The following is a 17272-nucleotide window of genomic DNA, read 5'->3' on the forward strand; positions in this document are numbered from 1 at the left end:
GCACCCTAGGCACAGGGGTGTGCGAAGCGGTCCGAAAAGGGGACGCGCCCCCATCCGGTACCAGGTCGCCCGCGACCGTGACCGTCGTGACCAGTCCCACGGCGCGGCCCGGCGGGCCGGGGTCAAGGTGGGCATCCTCTCCAACACCGTCGGCCTGACCCCGTGGAACCTGTACGACGGCTACGGGCTCGACACGCTGTACGACGCGGTGGTGCTGTCGGAGTCCCACGGGATACGCAAACCCGAACCGGAGATCTTCCGCCTCGTGCTGCGGGCACTCGGCCTGTCCGCCGAGGAGTGCGTGTTCGTGGACGGCACCGAGCACTACCTGCTGCCCGCCGCGGAGCTGGGATTCGCCACGGTGCACGCGACGGACCCCGCGCGGACGGTCGCCGCCCTGGAGACCCTGCTGGGCCTCCCGCTCACCGAACCGGCCCCCGCCACGGCCCCCGACCGGCCCACCCTGTGAGGAGACACCCCATGAGACTGGGCCTGGCCCTTCCCACCTTCGGCCCCGACGCCACCGCGGAAGGCATCCTCCGGATCTCCCGTACCGCGGAGGAGGCCGGATACGACTCCCTGTGGACGGGCGACCGCGCCCTTGCGCCGCCGGTGCCGGGCGCCCCCTATCCGAGCGGCGACGGCGAGATGCCACGGGTCTACGAGAACCACATGGACCCGCTGGTGGCCCTCACCTTCGCGGCCACCCACACCACCCGTGTCCGGCTGGGCACGAGCACGCTGAACGGCCTGTGGCAGCCGCCGATCGTGCTCGCCCATTCGCTGACCACCTTGGACGTCCTCAGCCAGGGCCGTCTGGCCGTGGGCCTGGGCCTCGGCTGGATGCCAGAGGAGTACACCGCGGTCTCGGTCCCCTGGAAGGGACGCGGCGCGCGGCTCGACGAGACCCTTGACGTCCTGGAGAAGTACTGGACCAGCGACGTCTTCTTCCACCAGGGACCGCTGTTCACCATCCCGGAGACCGTGGTGGGGCTCAAGCCGAGCACCCGGCCCGCACCGTTGGTGCTGCTGGCCGCGTTCACGCCCGGCGGTCTGCGGCGCATCGGACGGCGGCTGGACGGCCGGCTGCCCGTGGCGATGCCGCTGCCCCACCTGATGGGCATGTGGGACGTCGTCCGCAAGGAGGCGGCCGCGGCCGGACGCGACCCGGAGAAGCTGCGGATCGCGCTGCGCGTCAACCCCGAACTGACCGACACCCCGACCGACCCCGGCGGGATGCCCCGGGCGGGCACGCTCGGCCAGTACGCCGACTACGCCCGCGCCGCGGCCGAGGCGGGGGGGGTCCACGAACTGTTCGTGGACTTCGGGCAGACGCCCGCGACCCTCACCGGGCGCATCGACCTGGCCGGCCGTTTCATCGCGGGAGTCCGCCGCGGCTGACGGCCGCCCGTCGCCCGCCCGGCCCCGGAGCGCGTGACCCCGGCCCATACCGCCCCCGGGTCCACAGGGGCCCTGCGCACAGCCGTACCGGCCCCCGCAGCACACCCGACGTGTGCTGCGGGGGCCGTCGGTGTGTCGGGGGGTGCCGAGGCCCTGTCAGGGGGTTCCGAGGCCGTTCAGCAGGGTGTCCACGACGACGTCCGCGGCCTGCCCGGGGGTCAGCTCCGGCAGTTGCCGGTTCACCAGGTGCATCAGCTGCGGCAGCAGCGCGCTCGCCCAGCCCCGCGGCAGATCCCGGCGCAGCAGGCCCTCGCCGGTGGCCCGTTCGAGGAAGGTGTCGACCTCGCGTACCGAGGCGTCACGGCGGGCGCGGACGGTGTCGTCGGCGAGCATCCGGCTCAGGTCGACCGGCCAGGTGCGGTTCACGCCGATGACGTTCTCCACGTAGCGGTGCAGTGCGACGGCCACGGGTGCCTCGCGCAGCCGGGCGTCCTCGATGGCGTCCTCGACCGCCTTCAGCCTGGCTTCGTAGATCGCGGCGAGGAGGTCCTCGCGGGAGGCGAAGCGCCGGTAGACCGTGCGCCGGTCCACTCCCGCCTCGGCGGCGATGCTCGCGATGCTCGCGCCCGGGTCGGCTGCGAGCGTGCGCGCCCCGGTGGTCAGGACGGCTTCCAGATTGCGTGCTGCGTCGGCTCTCACCGTCCCGAGTCTAGTGACCGGATGTGCAACCTGAGGCAGGTAGCGCCCCTCCAAGGTGAAGTACCGCCAATCAAGTGCTACATTAAAGTGACAGTTAGAACGGATACGGTCAATCGGGTGAGGCGTCTACGTCTGTCGCGCACTCCGTCACCTCCGTCACCTCTGGCACCCTCTGGCACCTTTGACCCTTTGCAGAAAGGCAGTTCCGATGCCGACGACACAGCAGGCGGCCCGGCCCAGGGCCGGCGGGGTCGCCGCCGCCATGAGCGCGCTGATCCTCGCGGTCCTCCTGGCAGCCCTCGACCAGACGATCGTCTCGACCGCGCTGCCGCGCATAGCGCAGGACCTGAACGGGTTCGACGACATCGCGTGGGTCAGCGCCGCATACCTGCTCGCCTCCACGGCGGTCACACCGTTGTGGGGCAAACTCGGCGACATGTTCGGCCGCAAGCGGCTCTACCTGGCCTCGACCTCCGTCTTCCTGATCGCCTCGGTGGCCTGCGGACGCGCGCAGAACCTCCCCGAGCTGATCGGCGCCCGACTGCTCCAGGGCGTGGGTGGCGGCGGCATGATCGTGCTCACCTTCGCGCTCGTCGGCGACATCGTCGCCCCCGACCGACGCGGCCGCTACCAGGGCATGTTCGGTTCGGTCTACGGCGTCGCCAGCATCGTCGGACCGCTGCTCGGCGGAGTCTTCACCGACCAGCTCTCCTGGCGCTGGGCCTTCCTCGTCAACCTGCCCGTCGGCATCGTCGCCCTGGCCGTCGCCGCCCGCGCGCTGCCTGCGGCCGCCCGGGGCGCCTGGGCCCGTATCGACTACCTCGGCGCCACCGTCCTGGCCGCCATCGCCACCGGCCTGGTCCTGGTCACGTCCTTCGGGGAGCGCTGGGGCTGGGGCTCGCCCGCCATCGTCGGACTGATCGCCGCCACCGTCGTTCTGGCCCTGCTGCTGGTGCCCGTCGAGCGCCGCGCCGCCGCGCCTGTCCTGCCGCCGGCCATGCTCGGCTCACGGACCGTGGTCCTCTCCTCGCTGATCGGTTTCCTCGCGAACGCCGCGATGTTCGCCGTCCTGGTCTACCTGCCGACCTACCTCCAGATCGTCGACGGCGTCTCCGCCACGCTCTCCGGCGTCCACATGCTGCCCCTGGTCGCAGGCCTCGTCATCAGCCAGTCCCTCGCCGGACGCCGGTCCGCGCACGCCGGGCGGCTGCGGATGATCCTGCTCGCCGGGCTGGCCGCGAACCTCGCCGGACTGCTCCTGCTGGGCACCATCGGCGCCGGCACCGGGACCCTGGTGCTGAGCGGCTACTTCCTGCTGACCGGTGTCGGCATCGGCATGGTCCCCATGGTGGTGCTGACCACCGTCCAGAACACCGTCCCCGCGTCCGACCTCGGCGCCGCCAGCGCCGTCGTCACCTTCGCCCGCTCCATCGGCGCGGCCTTCGGGGTCGCCGTCTTCGGCACCCTCCTCAACACCGGTTTCGCCCACCGCACCCGGGCCCTGCCGACCACCGGCGGATTCGACGCGGGCCGCCCCGACACCATCGGCCGGCTCCCCGCCGCCCTGCGCGACACCGCGCTGGACGCCTTCGCCCACGCCACGGCCACCGGTTACCTCTGGATCGCCCCCGCCCTGGCCATGGGGATCGGACTCGCCCTCTTCCTCCGGCCGGCCCGCGCCGGCGAGGGCAGGACCGCCGATGCCGCCCGCCCCGGCGCGGGCAACGCCGTCACCGCCGCCCGCGCCACCGGTGAGGGATCCGTCCCGGCCGCCTGACCCGCCGGACGGCACGACCGCGACCGGCCGACGCCCGCGGCGGGCGCCGGCCGGCGGTGTCATACGTCGCCCGGCGCGGTCTCCGAAAGCCTCTTGAGCTGGGCGAGCCACAGGGCGTTCAGGCGCTGGGTCCACAACGGTGCCAGTGCGCCGAGGGACCTGGCGGCGGGGCCGCGGACCACGTTCTCGGTCACCACATGGGTGCCGCCCGCGACCGCGGTCAGCAGCCAGGCCTGGTACAGCTGCACACCGGCACCGATGCCCGACCAGCCGAGCCGGCTGTGCGGCACCCGTTCTCCGAGGCAGATCTCGAACCGGTGCCCGTGGAACCGCACCAGGAAGCCGCCGGACAGGGCTCCGGCGCGCACCTCACCGACTTCCGGCACCCATTCCGGCCACCGCTCCACACCGCTGAGCAGTGAGAAGGCCGTGGCGGGCGGAGCGTGGACGACGGCCTGTGCCTGACAGAAACCGTGCGCCTGGTCGGGTGCGAGGCCCGACGGCCAGCGGATGTCCGGATGGCTGTCCGAGGCGCCGAACATCCGGTTCCCCTCTCGTGGTGCCGGGTGGCGCACCACCCGGCCACCGGGGGACGGTCCGCGGGGACGTCCCGCCTCCACTGTGCGCGGTGGCCGGGACCCCGGCATACGTCGAATGACTGGTCGAAGCCGGAGCCGCCGGCTCAGCCCTCGTCGCCCCTGTCGAGCCGGGAGAGGGCGTCGCGCAGTGCGGCCCGCGAGGTGATGCCCAGCTTGGGATAGATCTGGTACAGGTGCGTGCCGATGGTCCGGTGGGAGAGGAACATCCGTTCCGCGATCTGCTTGTTGGTCAGTCCGGTGGCCGCCAGCGTGGCGATCTGCAACTCCTGCGCGGTCAGTGCCACGGTCCCGGGGCGGGCCGCGGCGGGCGCGGACTGGCCGCTGGCCCGCAACTCGGCGGCGGTACGGGTCACCCAGGGCTTGGCCCCCAGCCGCTGGAACGCGTCGAGGGCCCGCGTCAGTTGCTCCCGGGCCTCCGTCGTGACCCGCAGCCGACGCAGCCGCTCGCCGTGGAAGAGCCGCACGCGCGCGACGTCGAAGGGCCGGCGTGCCGCGTCGGGCAGGGACAGGGCCCGTTCGAAGAGCGGAACAGCCGCCTCCGCGGGCGTGGTCAGGGCCTCGCAGGCGAGCACCAGCAGCTCCAGCCGGGGCGACAGCCCGGCCATCCCGGTCGCGCGCATGGCCGCCGCGTGAGCCGCGGCCTCCTTCTCCCGGCCGGTCCGGATGGCCGCCTCGACCAGGTCCATCGTGCCCCACATGGCGATCGGCACGTAGGGCGCGACGGTTCCGGGCGGGCTGAGCGTGCTGCCGTGCTGGTAGGCGGTCTCGAAGTCGCCGCTGCCGAGGGCGGCCAGAGCCCGCGCGTGGCAGGCGAAGAAACGCGCGCCGTGGGTCCCGCGGGGTGTCGCCCAGCGGACGATCTCCTCGGTCAGCGCGGCACTGGTCTCGCCGTCGCCCTGCACCCCGGCCACCGCCGCCTGGACGTACTGGAAGTACCAGGTGAAGAACCGGTAGTCGTGGTCCTCGCACAGGCGGAGCCCCTCGGCCGCCAGCTGAGCGGCGTCGTCCCACCGGCCCAGGTGGAAGTAGTCCAGGCCCAGGTGCATCAGCGCGCCCAGGTGCCGGCGGACCGGCGCGGTGCCCGCCCGGCCCTGGTCCACCAGCCGGCGCGTGGCCCACCGGAACTCCCCGAGCCGGTCGGGGAAGACCGCGGCGGTGCCCACGCGCACCACCCGGGTGGGATCGTCGCCCACCGTGGCGATCAGCTCCGAGAGCCGGGGCAGTGCCGCGGCACCGGTGCGGGCCGGGTCGCCGAAGGTCTGGGTGATCACCCACAGCAGCTCGGGGGGCTCGGGGACGAGCCGTTCCACGAACGCGAGCAGGGGCTGCCACAGCTTCGGGTCACCGCCGTACCAGCACAGCAGCACCAGCAGGTGCAGCGCCTCGACGAGGGCGGGGTCCGAGGCGTCGTAGCCGTGCTGACCGGCCTCGATCGCGCCGACCAGCAGCCGGTACGCCGTGTCGATGTCGCCGTCCCTGTTGATCAGCAGGAACGCGGAGGCCGCGGCTGCGTGCAGGGACTCCCGTTCGGTGGCGGGGTGGACCAGCCGGGCCCCGGCGAGCAGCCGCGAGGCGTCCTCCAGCTCGCCGCCGGAGTCCGCACCCACATAGGCCGCCTCGGCCAGCCGGCGGCTCTCGTCTGCCGCCGCGGGGCTGAGCCCGGCGGCCCTGGTCAGCGCGGCCACCGCGCCGAGCGCGTCGCCGCGTTGCAGCCGGCGCCGGCCGGCCTCCTCCAGCAGGGCGGCGACCGTCTCGTCGGGCCCGACGGCGGCCTCGCCGAGGTGCCAGGCGCGGCGCTCCAGCTGGTCGCCGAGGACGTCGGCGAGCGCCCGGTGGGCCCGTCTGCGCTCCGAGGCGGTCGCGAGCTCCACCACCGCCGAGCCGATCAGCGGGTGCCGGAAGGACAGCCGCCGGTTGTCCGCCGAGACCGAGACCAGCCGCCTCTGCTCGGCCGGGGCGAGGTCGTCCACGGAGGCGCGGCCGGCCACCGCCGCCTCCACGGAGGCCAGGTCGCCGGTGCCGTCGAGGGCGGCGATCAGCAGCAGCTCCCGGCTGCGTTCGGGCAGGCCCGCCACCCGGGAGGCGAACATGGCCTGCAACCGGTCGCTCAGCGGCAGCACGGCGGGCACCGCCGCCAGGGTCGCACGCTGCTCGGCGGAGAGCGCCGTCGGCAGCTCCACCAGCGCGAGCGGGTTGCCGCGGGCCTCGGTCACGATGCGGCGCCGCACGGCCGGGGAGACGTCGGGGTGGGTGAGGGCGAGCAGCTCGGCCGACGAGGACTCGTCCAGCGGCTCCAGCCGCCGCTGGGTCAGACCGCTGGGCTCGAAGAAGCTGTCGGAGCCCGCGCGGGAGGCGGCGAGGAAGCCGATGCGGCTGCCCACGAGCCGACGGGCCACGAAGCCGAGCACGGCGTTGGTCGCCCGGTCCAGCCACGGCAGGTCGTCGACCACGATGAGCAGGGGGGTGTGGACGGCTGTCAGCCGGAGCAGCAGCAGGGCCGCGGTGGAGGTCAGGAGCCGGTCGGGCGGCGGTCCGCTGCCGATGCCGACCGCGACCCGCAGGGCATCGCGGTGCACGTCGTCGAGGATGTCGAAGTCGTCGAAGAGCGGGACGAGCAGCTGGTTGAGACCGGCGTAGCTGATGTCGGCCTCGAACTGCACACCGGCCGCGCGCAGGACCCGGATGCCGTTGTGCACGGCGCCGGCCGCCACCGCGTCGAGCACGGCGGTCTTCCCCACCCCCGCCTCGCCCGAGAGCAGCAGGGCCGCGCCTTGGACCTCGGAGTTGCCGAAGAAGGAGTGGATGAACGCGAGGTCCCCGTCGCGCCCGACCAGCCGTGTGGAGGCCGGGCAGACGGTCGAGTCCAGGTCGCTCACAGGCTGCCTCCCACGGCCGGCTTCATGGAGGCCCGCACCCTCCTCGGGCCTGGCTGCGCCGGCACCAGGCTGCGTGCGGCCCCTGCAGGAATGGAGTCTAGAGGACGTCCTGATTTCGCCCTTGTCGTGTTCCCGGTTCCGGGCCCGCGGCGCGGGACGCGGGGGCGGGCCTCCCGGCCGCCTGCCGTCGGCGGGTACGCACCGGCCCGGTCCTCGAGGCGCGGGCCGGTCGCGGCGCAAGACCGTCGGACAGTGGGACGAGCAGGCCGCGTTCCCCGACCGGCACCGGGTCGGACCGTCACCACGGTCGTCCGGCGCTGGTGTACGGCCGGCGCCTGCGGTGACCGGTGCATGGCCGGCTGCGTCACCTGGCGAGTGGCGGCACAGCGGGTGCGGCGTCTCCTGGTCCCGGGATCGGGACATGCTGACGTACAGCGGAGAGATCCAGCCGCTTGCGCGGGTTCCGCGGACCGTGACGGGTGCGGGGCGTCCCGGTCCGCACCGGCGGCGCGTGACGGGTGCGGAGACAACCACGGCCCTGTGCGACCCTGATGCCCGCGACCACGCCCGCCTCCCGCGTGACGAAGCCGGCCGTCGCCACGACCTCCTCGGGGCCGCGCCGGTCCACTGCTCCGGCGGTGCTCGGGGGCCGTGCCGGTCCGCTGCTCGGGTGGCGCTCGGGACCGTGCCGGTCCACCGCTTCGGCGGCGCCACCGCGCGCGGATCAGGCGTGGCGGACCAGTTCGGCGGCCCGTTCGGCGATCGCGTACACGGTCGCGTTGGTGTTGTTGGACGGGATGGACGGCATCACCGAGCCGTCGGCCACCCGCAGGCCGTCGAGCCCGCGCACCCGCAGCTCGGAGTCGACGACGGACACCTCGTCCTCGCCCATGAGGCAGGTGCCGACCGGGTGGCAGTAGGAGCCGAAATACCTGCGGGCGTGCCGCGCGAGCGACTCCTCGTCCACCGCCGCGAGCCCCCGGCTGACCTCCTCGATGCCCCATTCGGCGAGCGCGTCCGACCGCGCGATCCGGCGGGCCGTGGTGATGCCGGACACGACAGCCCGGACGTCCTGCTCGGCGGTGAAGTAGCGAGGTTCACCAAAGAGCGTACCAGTGATTCAAACCAACGATTCGTCAAATCCGATACCGGTGCGTCATGACAGACCAGGTATCCCAGGATCACACACGTATCCGTGATACCTGTCTTCCGTGAAGAAGGAACATGTGGTTCTGGACACGTGACTTCTGGCGTGTCGAGTGTGAACGGAGGAGGGCCTCCGTCTCGTCTCAGTGACGTCAGGTTTCGGCGCGGAGCAGGCCGCGTGTGCGAGTGAGGTTGTGATCGGAATGAGTGCGGACGTGTCCAACATGCCAAGTGTGGCCCTGCGGCCGGAAGACGTGACGGCCCTGCGGCGATCTCTGCGCGGACCCGTCGTGGTGCCCGGGGAGAAGGGCTACGAGGCCGAGTGCGCCACGTTCAACCTCGTCTGTGGCCTGCGGCCGACGCTCGCGGTGGGCGCGACCTGCGCGGCGGACGTCCGGGCGGCGGTCCGGTTCGCCACGGCGAACGGGCTCCCGGTCGCGGTGAAGTCCGCGGCCCACCAGATGGTCGGCGCGGCCGAGGGCGGCCTGCTGATCACCACCCACCGGATGAAGGACATGTCCGTCGACGCCCGGAACCGCACCGTGTCCGTCGACGCGGGTGTGCGCTGGAGCGATGTGCTGCCGCGCACGGCGGAGTTCGGACTGGCTCCGGTGGTCGGCTCCGCGCCGGACGTCGGCGTCATCGGCTACACGCTGGGCGGCGGGCAGAGCCCGCTGCTGGGCCGCACCCACGGCTACGCCGCCGACCAGGTGCGCCGGCTGGACGTGGTCACGGCGGACGGGGAACTGTGCCGGGTGACACCGCACGGCGACCCCGACCTGTTCTGGGCGCTGCTGGGCTGCAAGGGCAACTTCGGCGTGGTGACCGCGATCGGGTTCGAGGTGTTCCCGGTCCCGCGCTTCTACGGCGGCGGTATCTACTTCCCCGGTGAACACCTGGAGCAGGTGCTGGAGGCCTGGCGCGCCTGGCTGCCGACGGTGGGGGAGGACATGACCTCGTCCATCGGCGTCCAGCGGCTGCCCGACATCCCCGCGCTGCCCGAGCCGCTGCGCGGCGCCTTCGCCGTCCACCTGCGCATCGGCTACCTGGGTTCCGCCGCCGACGGCGCCGGACTCGTCGCCCCGCTGCGGGCCGCCGCGCCGCCGCTGCTCGACCTGGTGGGGGAGAAGCCCTTCACCGCGATCGGGGAGATCCACATGGATCCCGTGGACCCGATGCCCTACTTCGACCGCAGCATGGGCCTCGCGGAGTTCTCCGGGAAGACGGTGCAGGCACTGGTGGAGCTGGCCGGCGCGGACTCCGGCTGCACCCTGGCGAACGTCGAGATCCGGGCGCTGGGCGGCGCCTTCGACCGAGAGCCGGAGGTCCCCAACTCCGTGGCCGGCCGGGGACTCGCGTACACCCTCTTCGCCTTCGCGCCCGGTGCCCCGGAAGACGCCGGACGGCTCCGGGCCCAACTGGATCGGGTCATGGACGGGCTGAACCCCTGGGCGGCCGAGCGGGGCATGCCGAACTTCCTCTCGCCGGAGGAGGCGACCGACACCGAGGGCATGCGCGCCGTGTTCGGGGCGGAGCGCTACGACCGCCTCGCCGCGGTGAAGAAGCGCTACGACCCGGCCAACGTGTTCCGGTTCAACCACAACGTCAGGCCGGCCTGACCCGGCCCCTGGAAACAGACGAGCCCCGTCACCAGGCCGTCCGGTGGGACCCGGCGGCCGGTGACGGGGCGGTCGCCCCGAGGGGTGCGCGCCCGCTACCGGACGAGCTTCGCGTACTCATCGAAGTCGATCTGACGATCACCGTCGTCGTCGGCGATCCGGATGACCGCGGCGACGTTCTCGTCGCTCACCCGGGGGTTGGTCTGAAGCGAAGCGGCGAGCTCCGCCGCGGAGACGAAACCGTCATCGTCGGTGTCGATCTCGTCGAAATCCCGCCGCTTCGATTCGATGTCGCTCACGACTTCCTCTGGTAGATGAGGGTGTGTTGCCGGTGAGGAGAGCGCGATCGGTGCGGCCACGCGGCACACTCACTCATCGGCTGAACGGAGCCGCTTCCCGACGGAGTTCACACACCGGGCAGATTCCCCGCGCGCCGGCGGCGTATGTGACGCAATGTCCGGCCGGACGCGTCCGAAACGCTGTGCTGGACCGCCATGCCGGCCACGGACCGGCATGTGCACACGTATGGAAAGACACATGGCAAGCCGACTCGCATGGCAGACTCTGCGACACACCCCTCCCTGGCCGCCCGGGTGGAGCGGCTCCTGGAGAGCCGGGGGCCCGCCGCCGATCGTCGGCGCGGGGGATCCCGTAGTGCGGCGCGCCGCCGAGCCGTACGGCGGGCAGCTGGACGACGCGCTGCTCGGCCGGTTCGTGGCCGCGCTGCGCGAGACGGGGCTCGCCGCCCCGGGCGTCGGGCCGGCCGTGGTGCAGCACTGGTCCTGGCCCCCCCGAGACCGCCGCCCGGGAGCTGGGTTTCGAGCTGCCGTGACTGCCGCGCCGGGGCGGCCGCGGCCGTTTGATCCCACCGTCAAGTGACTGATGCGCGCGGTTCGTCCGACGGCGGAGGCAGACGACGGCAGGACGCCGCTCCGCCGCCCGGCGGGGTCGAGGGCGGCGGTACGTCCGACACGGAGTAGAGGAGCTGACGTGACACCCGTCGAGCAGCAGCGTTCGCTGACGAGCAGCAACCCGGTACTCTCCCGACCCCAGTTCAGGCGGCGGGGCGGGCAGAAGACGGTGGCCGGGGACCCACGGTCCGGCATCGCCGTCCCCGGGGGCCGGTCCGGCTCCCGGCCCCCGGAGCCGCCCCGGGAGGACCCTTCCGCGCCGCCGCCCCTCCTCGTCGCCGACCTGATGACGATGGACGACGTGCTGCTGAACCGTGCGGCGGCCGGGCTCGCCGTCACGGTCGTGGCGGCGACGCTGTCGTGGACGCTGCTGTCCCTCCTGCCCCTCTCGACGGCCGCGGCCTACGGCACCGCCGCCGGCGGCGAGGTCACCCGGCGGACCTCGCGCCCCCGACGGCAGCGGTGCCGTGCGCGGTGCCCGAAGGGCACAGCCCCCGCAGGAGCACGTCGAAGAGCCGGGCCGCGCGGGGGTGTCCGAGCCCGTCCTCGCCGACCCGCCACAGCGGGCCGATCAGCAGGAGCACGTCGTCGGCCGTCGTACCGGGCTCGATGGTCCCGGTCGCCCTGTTGGCCTCCACCAGCGCCGAGAGGGCGTCGAGCAGCGGCTGACGGGCCTGCCGGCAGTGCTACGTCGGGGTGCCGGCGAACCCGCGCATCGCCTCCGCGAACTCCGGTGTGCACCAGCCGAGGCGCAGCAGGCGCCCCAGCCAGGCGCGCAGGGCGAGCGGCGGGCACAGCGCGTCCAGTAGGACGGGTACGGCGGTCACCAGCCCCTCGACCTCCTCCCCGTACACCTCGAGCACCAGGGACTCCCGGGTGGGGAAGTGACGAGAGAGCGTTCCCTGGCCCACGCCCGCCCTGCGGGCTATGGACTTGAGCGAGGTGTCGCCGGGAAGGGCGAGCACTTCCGTCGCCGCTTCGAGGATGCGCAGCCGGTTGGAGCGCGCGTCCGATCTCATCGATGCTCCGGTCTCTCCGGTGGGGATCCCACTGGGGCCACCGAAAAACACGTTTCTACGGCTCTACCGACACCCGGGGACGGGGTCCCCGCGGTCCGGCGAGCCCGCGCGGCCGGCTCCAGTGAGACACGTATTCTGAAGGAAACCTACACCGACCCGCCGCAGGACACCGGTACACCTCGCCACAGCCACTCGGACACACCGGCCGGCGGGACACGACCCACACGCGGCCGCCCGAGCCGAGCAGAAGACCACTGATTCCCCTGCACCGTGAGACAGCCGCTCTCCTCGCCGTCCAGGACCGGCCCGCGCCGTCCGCCGAGCGACTCGCCGCGCCGGTCCGCCGGCTCACCGAGGACGGTGCGGGTGGCCGCGAGGCCGGCGGTCAGCGCCTTCCAGGTGTCGCCCGCCGAACCCCCGATGCCGGGCAGGAGGATGAGCCGGGGCCCGCTGCCCGGGATGTCGTACGCCGGCATGTGCCGCTCCTTCTCGGACCTCTCCAGGGGGACGAGAGGAGAAGGTGTGCGGGTTCAGCCGCGCGGTGCGGTGTCCGCTGCCCGGCGCGGGTCCGCCCGCTCGGGGGCCCAGGAGGTGAGGATGCGCAGGGCGTCGTGGGAGGGGGTGCCGGTCTCGGCGGTGAGGACCATCAGCCGCTGTCCGGAGCCGTCGGCACCGTTCCAGGTGTCGCAGTCGAGGGTGAGGTCGCCGACCGCGGGGTGCCGGTACTGCTTGGTCCCGTAGGTCGCGCTGTTGACGCGGTGCTCGGCCCACCAGCTGCGGAAGTCCGCGTCCCGCGCGGACAGTTCGGCGACCAGGCCGTCCAGCTCCGGGTCGTCGGGGTCGGCGGCGGCCGCCATGCGCAGGGCGGCGACGGCGTCCCGGGCGTCGTGGCTCCACTCCCGGTGCATCTCCCGGATCGCCGGGTCGGTGAACAGCAGGCGCAGGTAGTTGCGCCGGTCGGCCGGGATCCCGGCGAAGTCGGTGTAGAGGGCGACGGCGGCCTGGTTCCAGGCCAGGATGTCCAGGCGCCGGCCGAGGACCAGCGCGGGCGTCCCGGTGAGCTGGTCCAGCAGGCGGCGCATGGCGGGCCGCACCTGCTGGACGGCCCGACGGCGGCGCGGGCGGTCGTCCGTGCGTCCCGCGAGTTCGTAGAGGTAGCTCTGCTGGTCGTCGTCGAGGCGCAGGGCGCGGACCAGGGTGGCGAGCACGGGCGCGGAGGCGCGGACCCGGCCCTGTTCGAGCCGGGTGTAGTAGTCCACGCTGATCGCGGCGAGCCGGGCGACCTCCTCGCGGCGCAGCCCGGCGACCCGGCGCGGGGTGTCCGCCCCGGGCAGACCGCAGTCCCCGGGATCCAGCTGGGCCCTGCGGGCCCTGAGGAACTTCCCGAACGCACGGGGGTCGGTGTGTGAGGTCATGGCGTCCATTCTCCCGTGCTCCGTGCACCCGTGAGGTGTGCCGTGCGGTGTCCGTGGCAGCTCCCGGGGCGGCGGGGCTGTCCGCCCCGCCGCCCTCCGGGCGGGTCAGCGGACGGTGGCGTGGGCGGCTCGCTCGATCACGCCGGCCACCAGGTGGGGGTGGGAGACGGCGACCGAGTGGGACGCGGCGACCTCGGTGGTGCGGGCGTGGGCCCGCTTGGCCATGAAGCGCTGCACGGCCGCGGGGATGTTGAGGTCGTGGGTGGTGACGATGTCCCAGCTGGGGATGGTCTTCCAGGCGGCGCTGGTGGCCTTCTCCTCCAGGGCGGACTGGGCGATGGGCCGCTGCTCGGCGGCCATCAGCGCGGCCTGGCCGGCGGGCACGTCGGCGGCGAACTGGTGGCGGAACTTGTCCTGCCGGATGTACAGGTCGGTGGCGGTGGAGCCGTCGGCCTGCCGGTAGGTGACCGGGTCGAGGGCGTCCGGGAGGGTGGAGCCGGGGTACTTGCCGGTGAGCTCCAGGGCGCTCTCCCCGGGGGCCGGCAGGAAGGCCGCGACGTAGACCAGGGCCTTGACGTCGGGGTCGCCGGTGGCGGCCTCGCTGATGACGTTGCCGCCGTAGGAGTGGCCGACGAGGACCTTCGGGCCCTTGACGTGGTCGAGGACCGTGCGCAGGGCGGCGGCGTCGGAGGACGGGCCGCGCAGCGGGTTGGCGGCGGCGACGACCGGGTATCCGTCGGCGCGCAGTGCGGTGATGACGCCGTTCCAGCTGGAGCCGTCGGCGAAGGCGCCGTGCTCCAGGACGATCGTGGGCTTGGCGTGGCTGTTCGCCCGGGCGCTGTTCGTCGCGCCGCTGGCGGTTCCGCTGACGGCGAACGCGCCCAAGGCCAGACCCGCCGTGACCGTGGCGACCGCGCCCGTCACCAGCCGCTTGCGCCCACCCTTGATGCCGACCATGACAAAACCCCTCACATGTTCCGCGAATATTCGAAAAGTCCTGGAGGAGGACGGACCGGCCCGACCGGGCCAGCGTCACCGCCCTGACTGGTGACTAACCTGTCACGCCCCTCGTCACCTGTCAAGGCGGTGACGAAGGGTGGGGGCGGGTGCCGACCGCCGACGCGGCCGGGAGGGGCGATGCCCTCCCGGCCGCATGCCGTGGAGCCGGAGACATGTGTGCCCGGGGCCCCGCCCCGCGCCTTCTCAGGGCGTTGGCAAGGGCTCTGGCCGCAGCCGTGCCCACGGGTCCTCGAGGATGATCTCCGCCAGTGCCGACGCGCAGCCGGACGGCATCCGTTCGCCCTTCTCCGGGCTCGCCGCCCGGGCGTCGCCCGCCACCCCGGTCGGGGTGGTCCGGTCGAAGGGGACCGCCATGTACACCGGCTCGGTGGACTCCGCGGGCAGCGTGATACGGGGACCGTGCGCCTTGCCGAGGTGCTCACCGCGGATAAGCCCGGGGTGGGCGGCCATCATCATGGACGTCTCGCCCTCGCAGGCGTGCATGAGGCCGTCCTGCGTCTCCAGGGTGTCCCGCACCACCTCCCGCCCCACGCCGAAGTAGCTGGCGAACGCGATCGGCGTCGACAGTTCCGCGGTCAGTTCCGTCGTGAGGGCGTTGAGGGCGGTCATGTTGCCGCCGTGCCCGTTGACGATCAGGATGCGGGAGAAACCCGCCCGGACCATGGAACGGCACAGGTCGCGCAGGAGCGCGTGCAGGGTGGGCAGGCTGATCGAGAGGGTGCCGCCGAAGGCCATGTGGTGCTCGGAGAGCCCCGTGGCGATCGACGGGGCCACCACCACACCGGTCTGCTCGGCGGCGAGCAGCGCCGCCCGGTGGCACACCTCCGCGGCCAGCAGGTCGTCGACACCGGTGGGCAGGTGCGGACCGTGCTGTTCGGTGGCTCCGACGGGCAGCAGCACCACCGCGTCGCGTGCCGCCAGGGCGCGCAGTTCGGCCGCTGTCAGCCGGCTCCACAGGACTTCGCCCATCCGGGTCTCCACCGGGTCTCAGAGGCGGTCGGCGTCGACCACGGCCTGGGCGAAGGTGGTGGGCGCCTCCTGCGGCAGGTTGTGGCCGATGTTCGCGACGGTCCGGTGCTGGTACGGGCCGGTGAAGTGGTCGCGGTAGGCGGCGCCGTCGCCGGGCGGGGTGAAGGGGTCGAGGGCCGCGTCGAGGGTGACCGTGGGAACGTCGATCGGGGGCTGGGCCGCGAGCTGCTTCTCGTAGCGGTCGTAGCGGCGGTCGCCCTCGATCAGGCCGATACGCCAGCGGTAGTTGTAGAGGACGATGGCGGCGTAGTCGGGGTTCTTGAAGGCCTGGGAGGTGCGCGCGAAGGTGGCGTCGTCGAAGTTCCAGTTCGGCGAGACGAGCGTCCACACGTAGCGGCACAGCGCGATGCGCTGGTCCTCGTTCTCCATCGCCTTCCTGCCGCGGTCGCTGGCGAAGTACCACTGGTACCACCAGTTGTGCTCCACGGCCGGGGCGGCGGGTTCCAGCTGGGCCTTCACGTTGGTGATCAGGTAGCCGCTGGTGGAGACGAGCGCCTTGACGCGCTCCGGCCACAGGGCGGCGATGATGTCCGCGGTGCGCGAGCCCCAGTCGAAGCCGGCGAGGACCGCCTGGTGGATCTTGAGGGCGTCCATGAAGGCGATGATGTCCAGCGCGATGGCCGACTGCTCGGCGTTGCGCGGGGTGTGCCCGGACAGGAAGCGGGTGCTGCCGTGGCCGCGCAGGTACGGGACGAGGACGCGGTAGCCCTGGTCGGCGAGGAGCGGCGCGACGTCGACGAAGCTGTGGATGTCGTAGGGCCAGCCGTGCAGCAGGAGGACCACCGGGCCGTGCGCGGGGCCCGCCTCGGCGTACCCGATGTCCAGGACGCCGGCCTTCACGTGCTTGAGCGAGCTGAACTCCGTGTGGGTGCCGGGTGTGATGGTGGGCACCGTGGGAGCGGGAGAACCGCCCGCCGTGGGCTTCGGGGCCGCGGCCGACGCGCTGGTCTGGAGGCCGGACAGCGAGACTGCGGCGGCGCCGGTGCCCAGGCCGACGGCCTTGCTGAAGGTGCGCCTGTTGATCATGTGAATCCCTCTCGTGCGTTTCCGGTGACCGGCCCGCGCCCGGGACGTCTCCCGCTCGCTTCGGCGTGTGGGATCACCGCGCGGCTCATTGGCGCGACGACCCTCGCACAACGCCCGTCACCTGTCAAACAGGTGACGATTGGTGGTTCTGCTGTGCGGCCGGCTGATCCGAGGTCGCTCTCCTTTACGGGAACGCGATCGGTGATACACACTCTTGTCGGTAGGGAAACCGGACACATCAGTCATATGACGGTCGGCCGCGGACGGCCACACGAGGGCCTGCGGGATGGCCCGTGTCCCGCCGGGTGCCGCAGGTGAGCACATGTGCCGCCGAGACCGGTCCGTCGGAACGAGCCCAGGGGCGCGGCCGGGTGTGCACGCTCCTCAGTCATTCGACTGAGGAGGGTGCCCCGGCGCCTTCGGCCACCGTGCCCGTCCTCCAGCCTGCCCAGCGCGTCGCGCAGGGCGGCGCGGGAGGTGATGCCCAGTTTGGGGAAGACGCGGTAGAGGTGTGAGCTGACGGTGCGCGGGGACAGGTGCATCCGCTCGCCGATCTCCTTGTTGGTCAGACCGCCGGCCGCGAGATCGGCGATCCGGCGCTCCTGCCAGGTGAGCGCGGCCAGGTGGGCCGGGGAAGTGAGGCTCGCTGCACCGGCAGCCCGTAGTTCGGCCCGGGCCCGCTCGGCCCAGGTGCGCGCGCCCAGCCGCTCGAACGCCTCCGCGGCGAGGGTGAGG

The 17272-nt window shown here is 73.0% G+C and carries 17 protein-coding genes; 4 read left to right on the plus strand and 13 right to left on the minus strand.

The genetic code is table 11. The features are described from left to right. The first annotated feature begins 19 nt into the window (after positions 1–19). Together ACZ4UV_RS49975 and ACZ4UV_RS49980 are read left to right on the plus strand one after the other, a co-directional pair. Positions 20–469 carry an HAD-IA family hydrolase gene (locus ACZ4UV_RS49975; RefSeq protein ID WP_467849114.1) on the plus strand — a complete coding sequence of 150 codons (450 nt, stop codon included), beginning with the start codon at positions 20–22 and terminating at the stop codon, positions 467–469. Positions 470–480: 11 nt separating this feature from the next. Further along, complete coding sequence (locus ACZ4UV_RS49980; protein WP_467849118.1) at positions 481–1401, plus strand: TIGR03619 family F420-dependent LLM class oxidoreductase; 921 nt, start codon at positions 481–483, stop codon at positions 1399–1401. A 156-nt stretch (positions 1402–1557) separates the two neighbouring features. On the opposite strand, the gene ACZ4UV_RS49985 is transcribed toward ACZ4UV_RS49980, so the two are convergent. Continuing rightward, positions 1558–2100: a TetR/AcrR family transcriptional regulator gene (locus ACZ4UV_RS49985; protein ID WP_467849123.1), complete on the minus strand. Its 543-nt coding sequence runs from the start codon at positions 2098–2100 to the stop codon at positions 1558–1560. Positions 2101–2308: 208 nt separating this feature from the next. Between ACZ4UV_RS49985 and ACZ4UV_RS49990 the strand changes: the two genes are divergently transcribed. Further along, complete coding sequence (locus ACZ4UV_RS49990) at positions 2309–3877, plus strand: MDR family MFS transporter (RefSeq protein WP_467849128.1); 1569 nt, start codon at positions 2309–2311, stop codon at positions 3875–3877. Positions 3878–3936: 59 nt separating this feature from the next. On the opposite strand, the gene ACZ4UV_RS49995 is transcribed toward ACZ4UV_RS49990, so the two are convergent. From ACZ4UV_RS49995 to ACZ4UV_RS50005, 3 genes are all read right to left on the minus strand, one after another. Further along, on the minus strand, positions 3937–4419 hold the full coding sequence (locus ACZ4UV_RS49995) for an SRPBCC family protein (RefSeq protein ID WP_451022454.1): 483 nt from the start codon (positions 4417–4419) through the stop codon (positions 3937–3939). A gap of 140 nt (positions 4420–4559) precedes the next feature. Beyond that, positions 4560–7352 (minus strand): helix-turn-helix transcriptional regulator, encoded by a 2793-nt coding sequence (locus ACZ4UV_RS50000; protein WP_467849137.1) that lies wholly within the window; start codon positions 7350–7352, stop codon positions 4560–4562. Between the two features lie 724 nt (positions 7353–8076). Then, positions 8077–8472, minus strand: coding sequence for a GMC oxidoreductase (locus tag ACZ4UV_RS50005; RefSeq protein ID WP_451022456.1), 396 nt, complete (start codon positions 8470–8472; stop codon positions 8077–8079). Between the two features lie 250 nt (positions 8473–8722). On the opposite strand from ACZ4UV_RS50005, the gene ACZ4UV_RS50010 reads away from it, so the two are divergent. Continuing rightward, positions 8723–10117 (plus strand): FAD-binding protein, encoded by a 1395-nt coding sequence (locus ACZ4UV_RS50010; RefSeq protein WP_467849181.1) that lies wholly within the window; start codon positions 8723–8725, stop codon positions 10115–10117. A 95-nt stretch (positions 10118–10212) separates the two neighbouring features. On the opposite strand, the gene ACZ4UV_RS50015 is transcribed toward ACZ4UV_RS50010, so the two are convergent. The 9 genes from ACZ4UV_RS50015 to ACZ4UV_RS50055 form a co-directional block, all read right to left on the minus strand. Beyond that, on the minus strand, positions 10213–10476 hold the full coding sequence (locus ACZ4UV_RS50015; protein WP_451023181.1) for an EF-hand domain-containing protein: 264 nt from the start codon (positions 10474–10476) through the stop codon (positions 10213–10215). A 980-nt stretch (positions 10477–11456) separates the two neighbouring features. Then, positions 11457–11666 carry a hypothetical protein gene (locus ACZ4UV_RS50020; RefSeq protein ID WP_451023182.1) on the minus strand — a complete coding sequence of 70 codons (210 nt, stop codon included), beginning with the start codon at positions 11664–11666 and terminating at the stop codon, positions 11457–11459. A gap of 48 nt (positions 11667–11714) precedes the next feature. Continuing rightward, on the minus strand, positions 11715–12047 hold the full coding sequence (locus ACZ4UV_RS50025) for a TetR/AcrR family transcriptional regulator (RefSeq protein WP_451023183.1): 333 nt from the start codon (positions 12045–12047) through the stop codon (positions 11715–11717). Between the two features lie 146 nt (positions 12048–12193). After that, positions 12194–12523, minus strand: a complete 330-nt coding sequence (locus ACZ4UV_RS50030; RefSeq protein ID WP_451023184.1) for a hypothetical protein — start codon at positions 12521–12523, stop codon at positions 12194–12196. A 54-nt stretch (positions 12524–12577) separates the two neighbouring features. Then, positions 12578–13462 (minus strand): helix-turn-helix domain-containing protein, encoded by an 885-nt coding sequence (locus tag ACZ4UV_RS50035; RefSeq protein ID WP_467849151.1) that lies wholly within the window; start codon positions 13460–13462, stop codon positions 12578–12580. Between the two features lie 105 nt (positions 13463–13567). Further along, positions 13568–14419, minus strand: coding sequence for an alpha/beta fold hydrolase (locus ACZ4UV_RS50040; protein ID WP_451023366.1), 852 nt, complete (start codon positions 14417–14419; stop codon positions 13568–13570). A 246-nt stretch (positions 14420–14665) separates the two neighbouring features. Then, complete coding sequence (locus ACZ4UV_RS50045) at positions 14666–15451, minus strand: creatininase family protein (RefSeq protein WP_451023272.1); 786 nt, start codon at positions 15449–15451, stop codon at positions 14666–14668. Positions 15452–15469: 18 nt separating this feature from the next. Next, entirely contained in the window at positions 15470–16537 is a 1068-nt protein-coding gene (locus ACZ4UV_RS50050; protein ID WP_451023271.1) for an alpha/beta fold hydrolase, read from the minus strand. Positions 16538–16779: 242 nt separating this feature from the next. Further along, on the minus strand, positions 16780–17272 hold a 493-nt coding region (locus ACZ4UV_RS50055; RefSeq protein WP_467849159.1), incomplete at its 5' end, for a helix-turn-helix domain-containing protein.

It is taken from the genome of Streptomyces sp. NPDC028289, assembly GCF_055565975.1.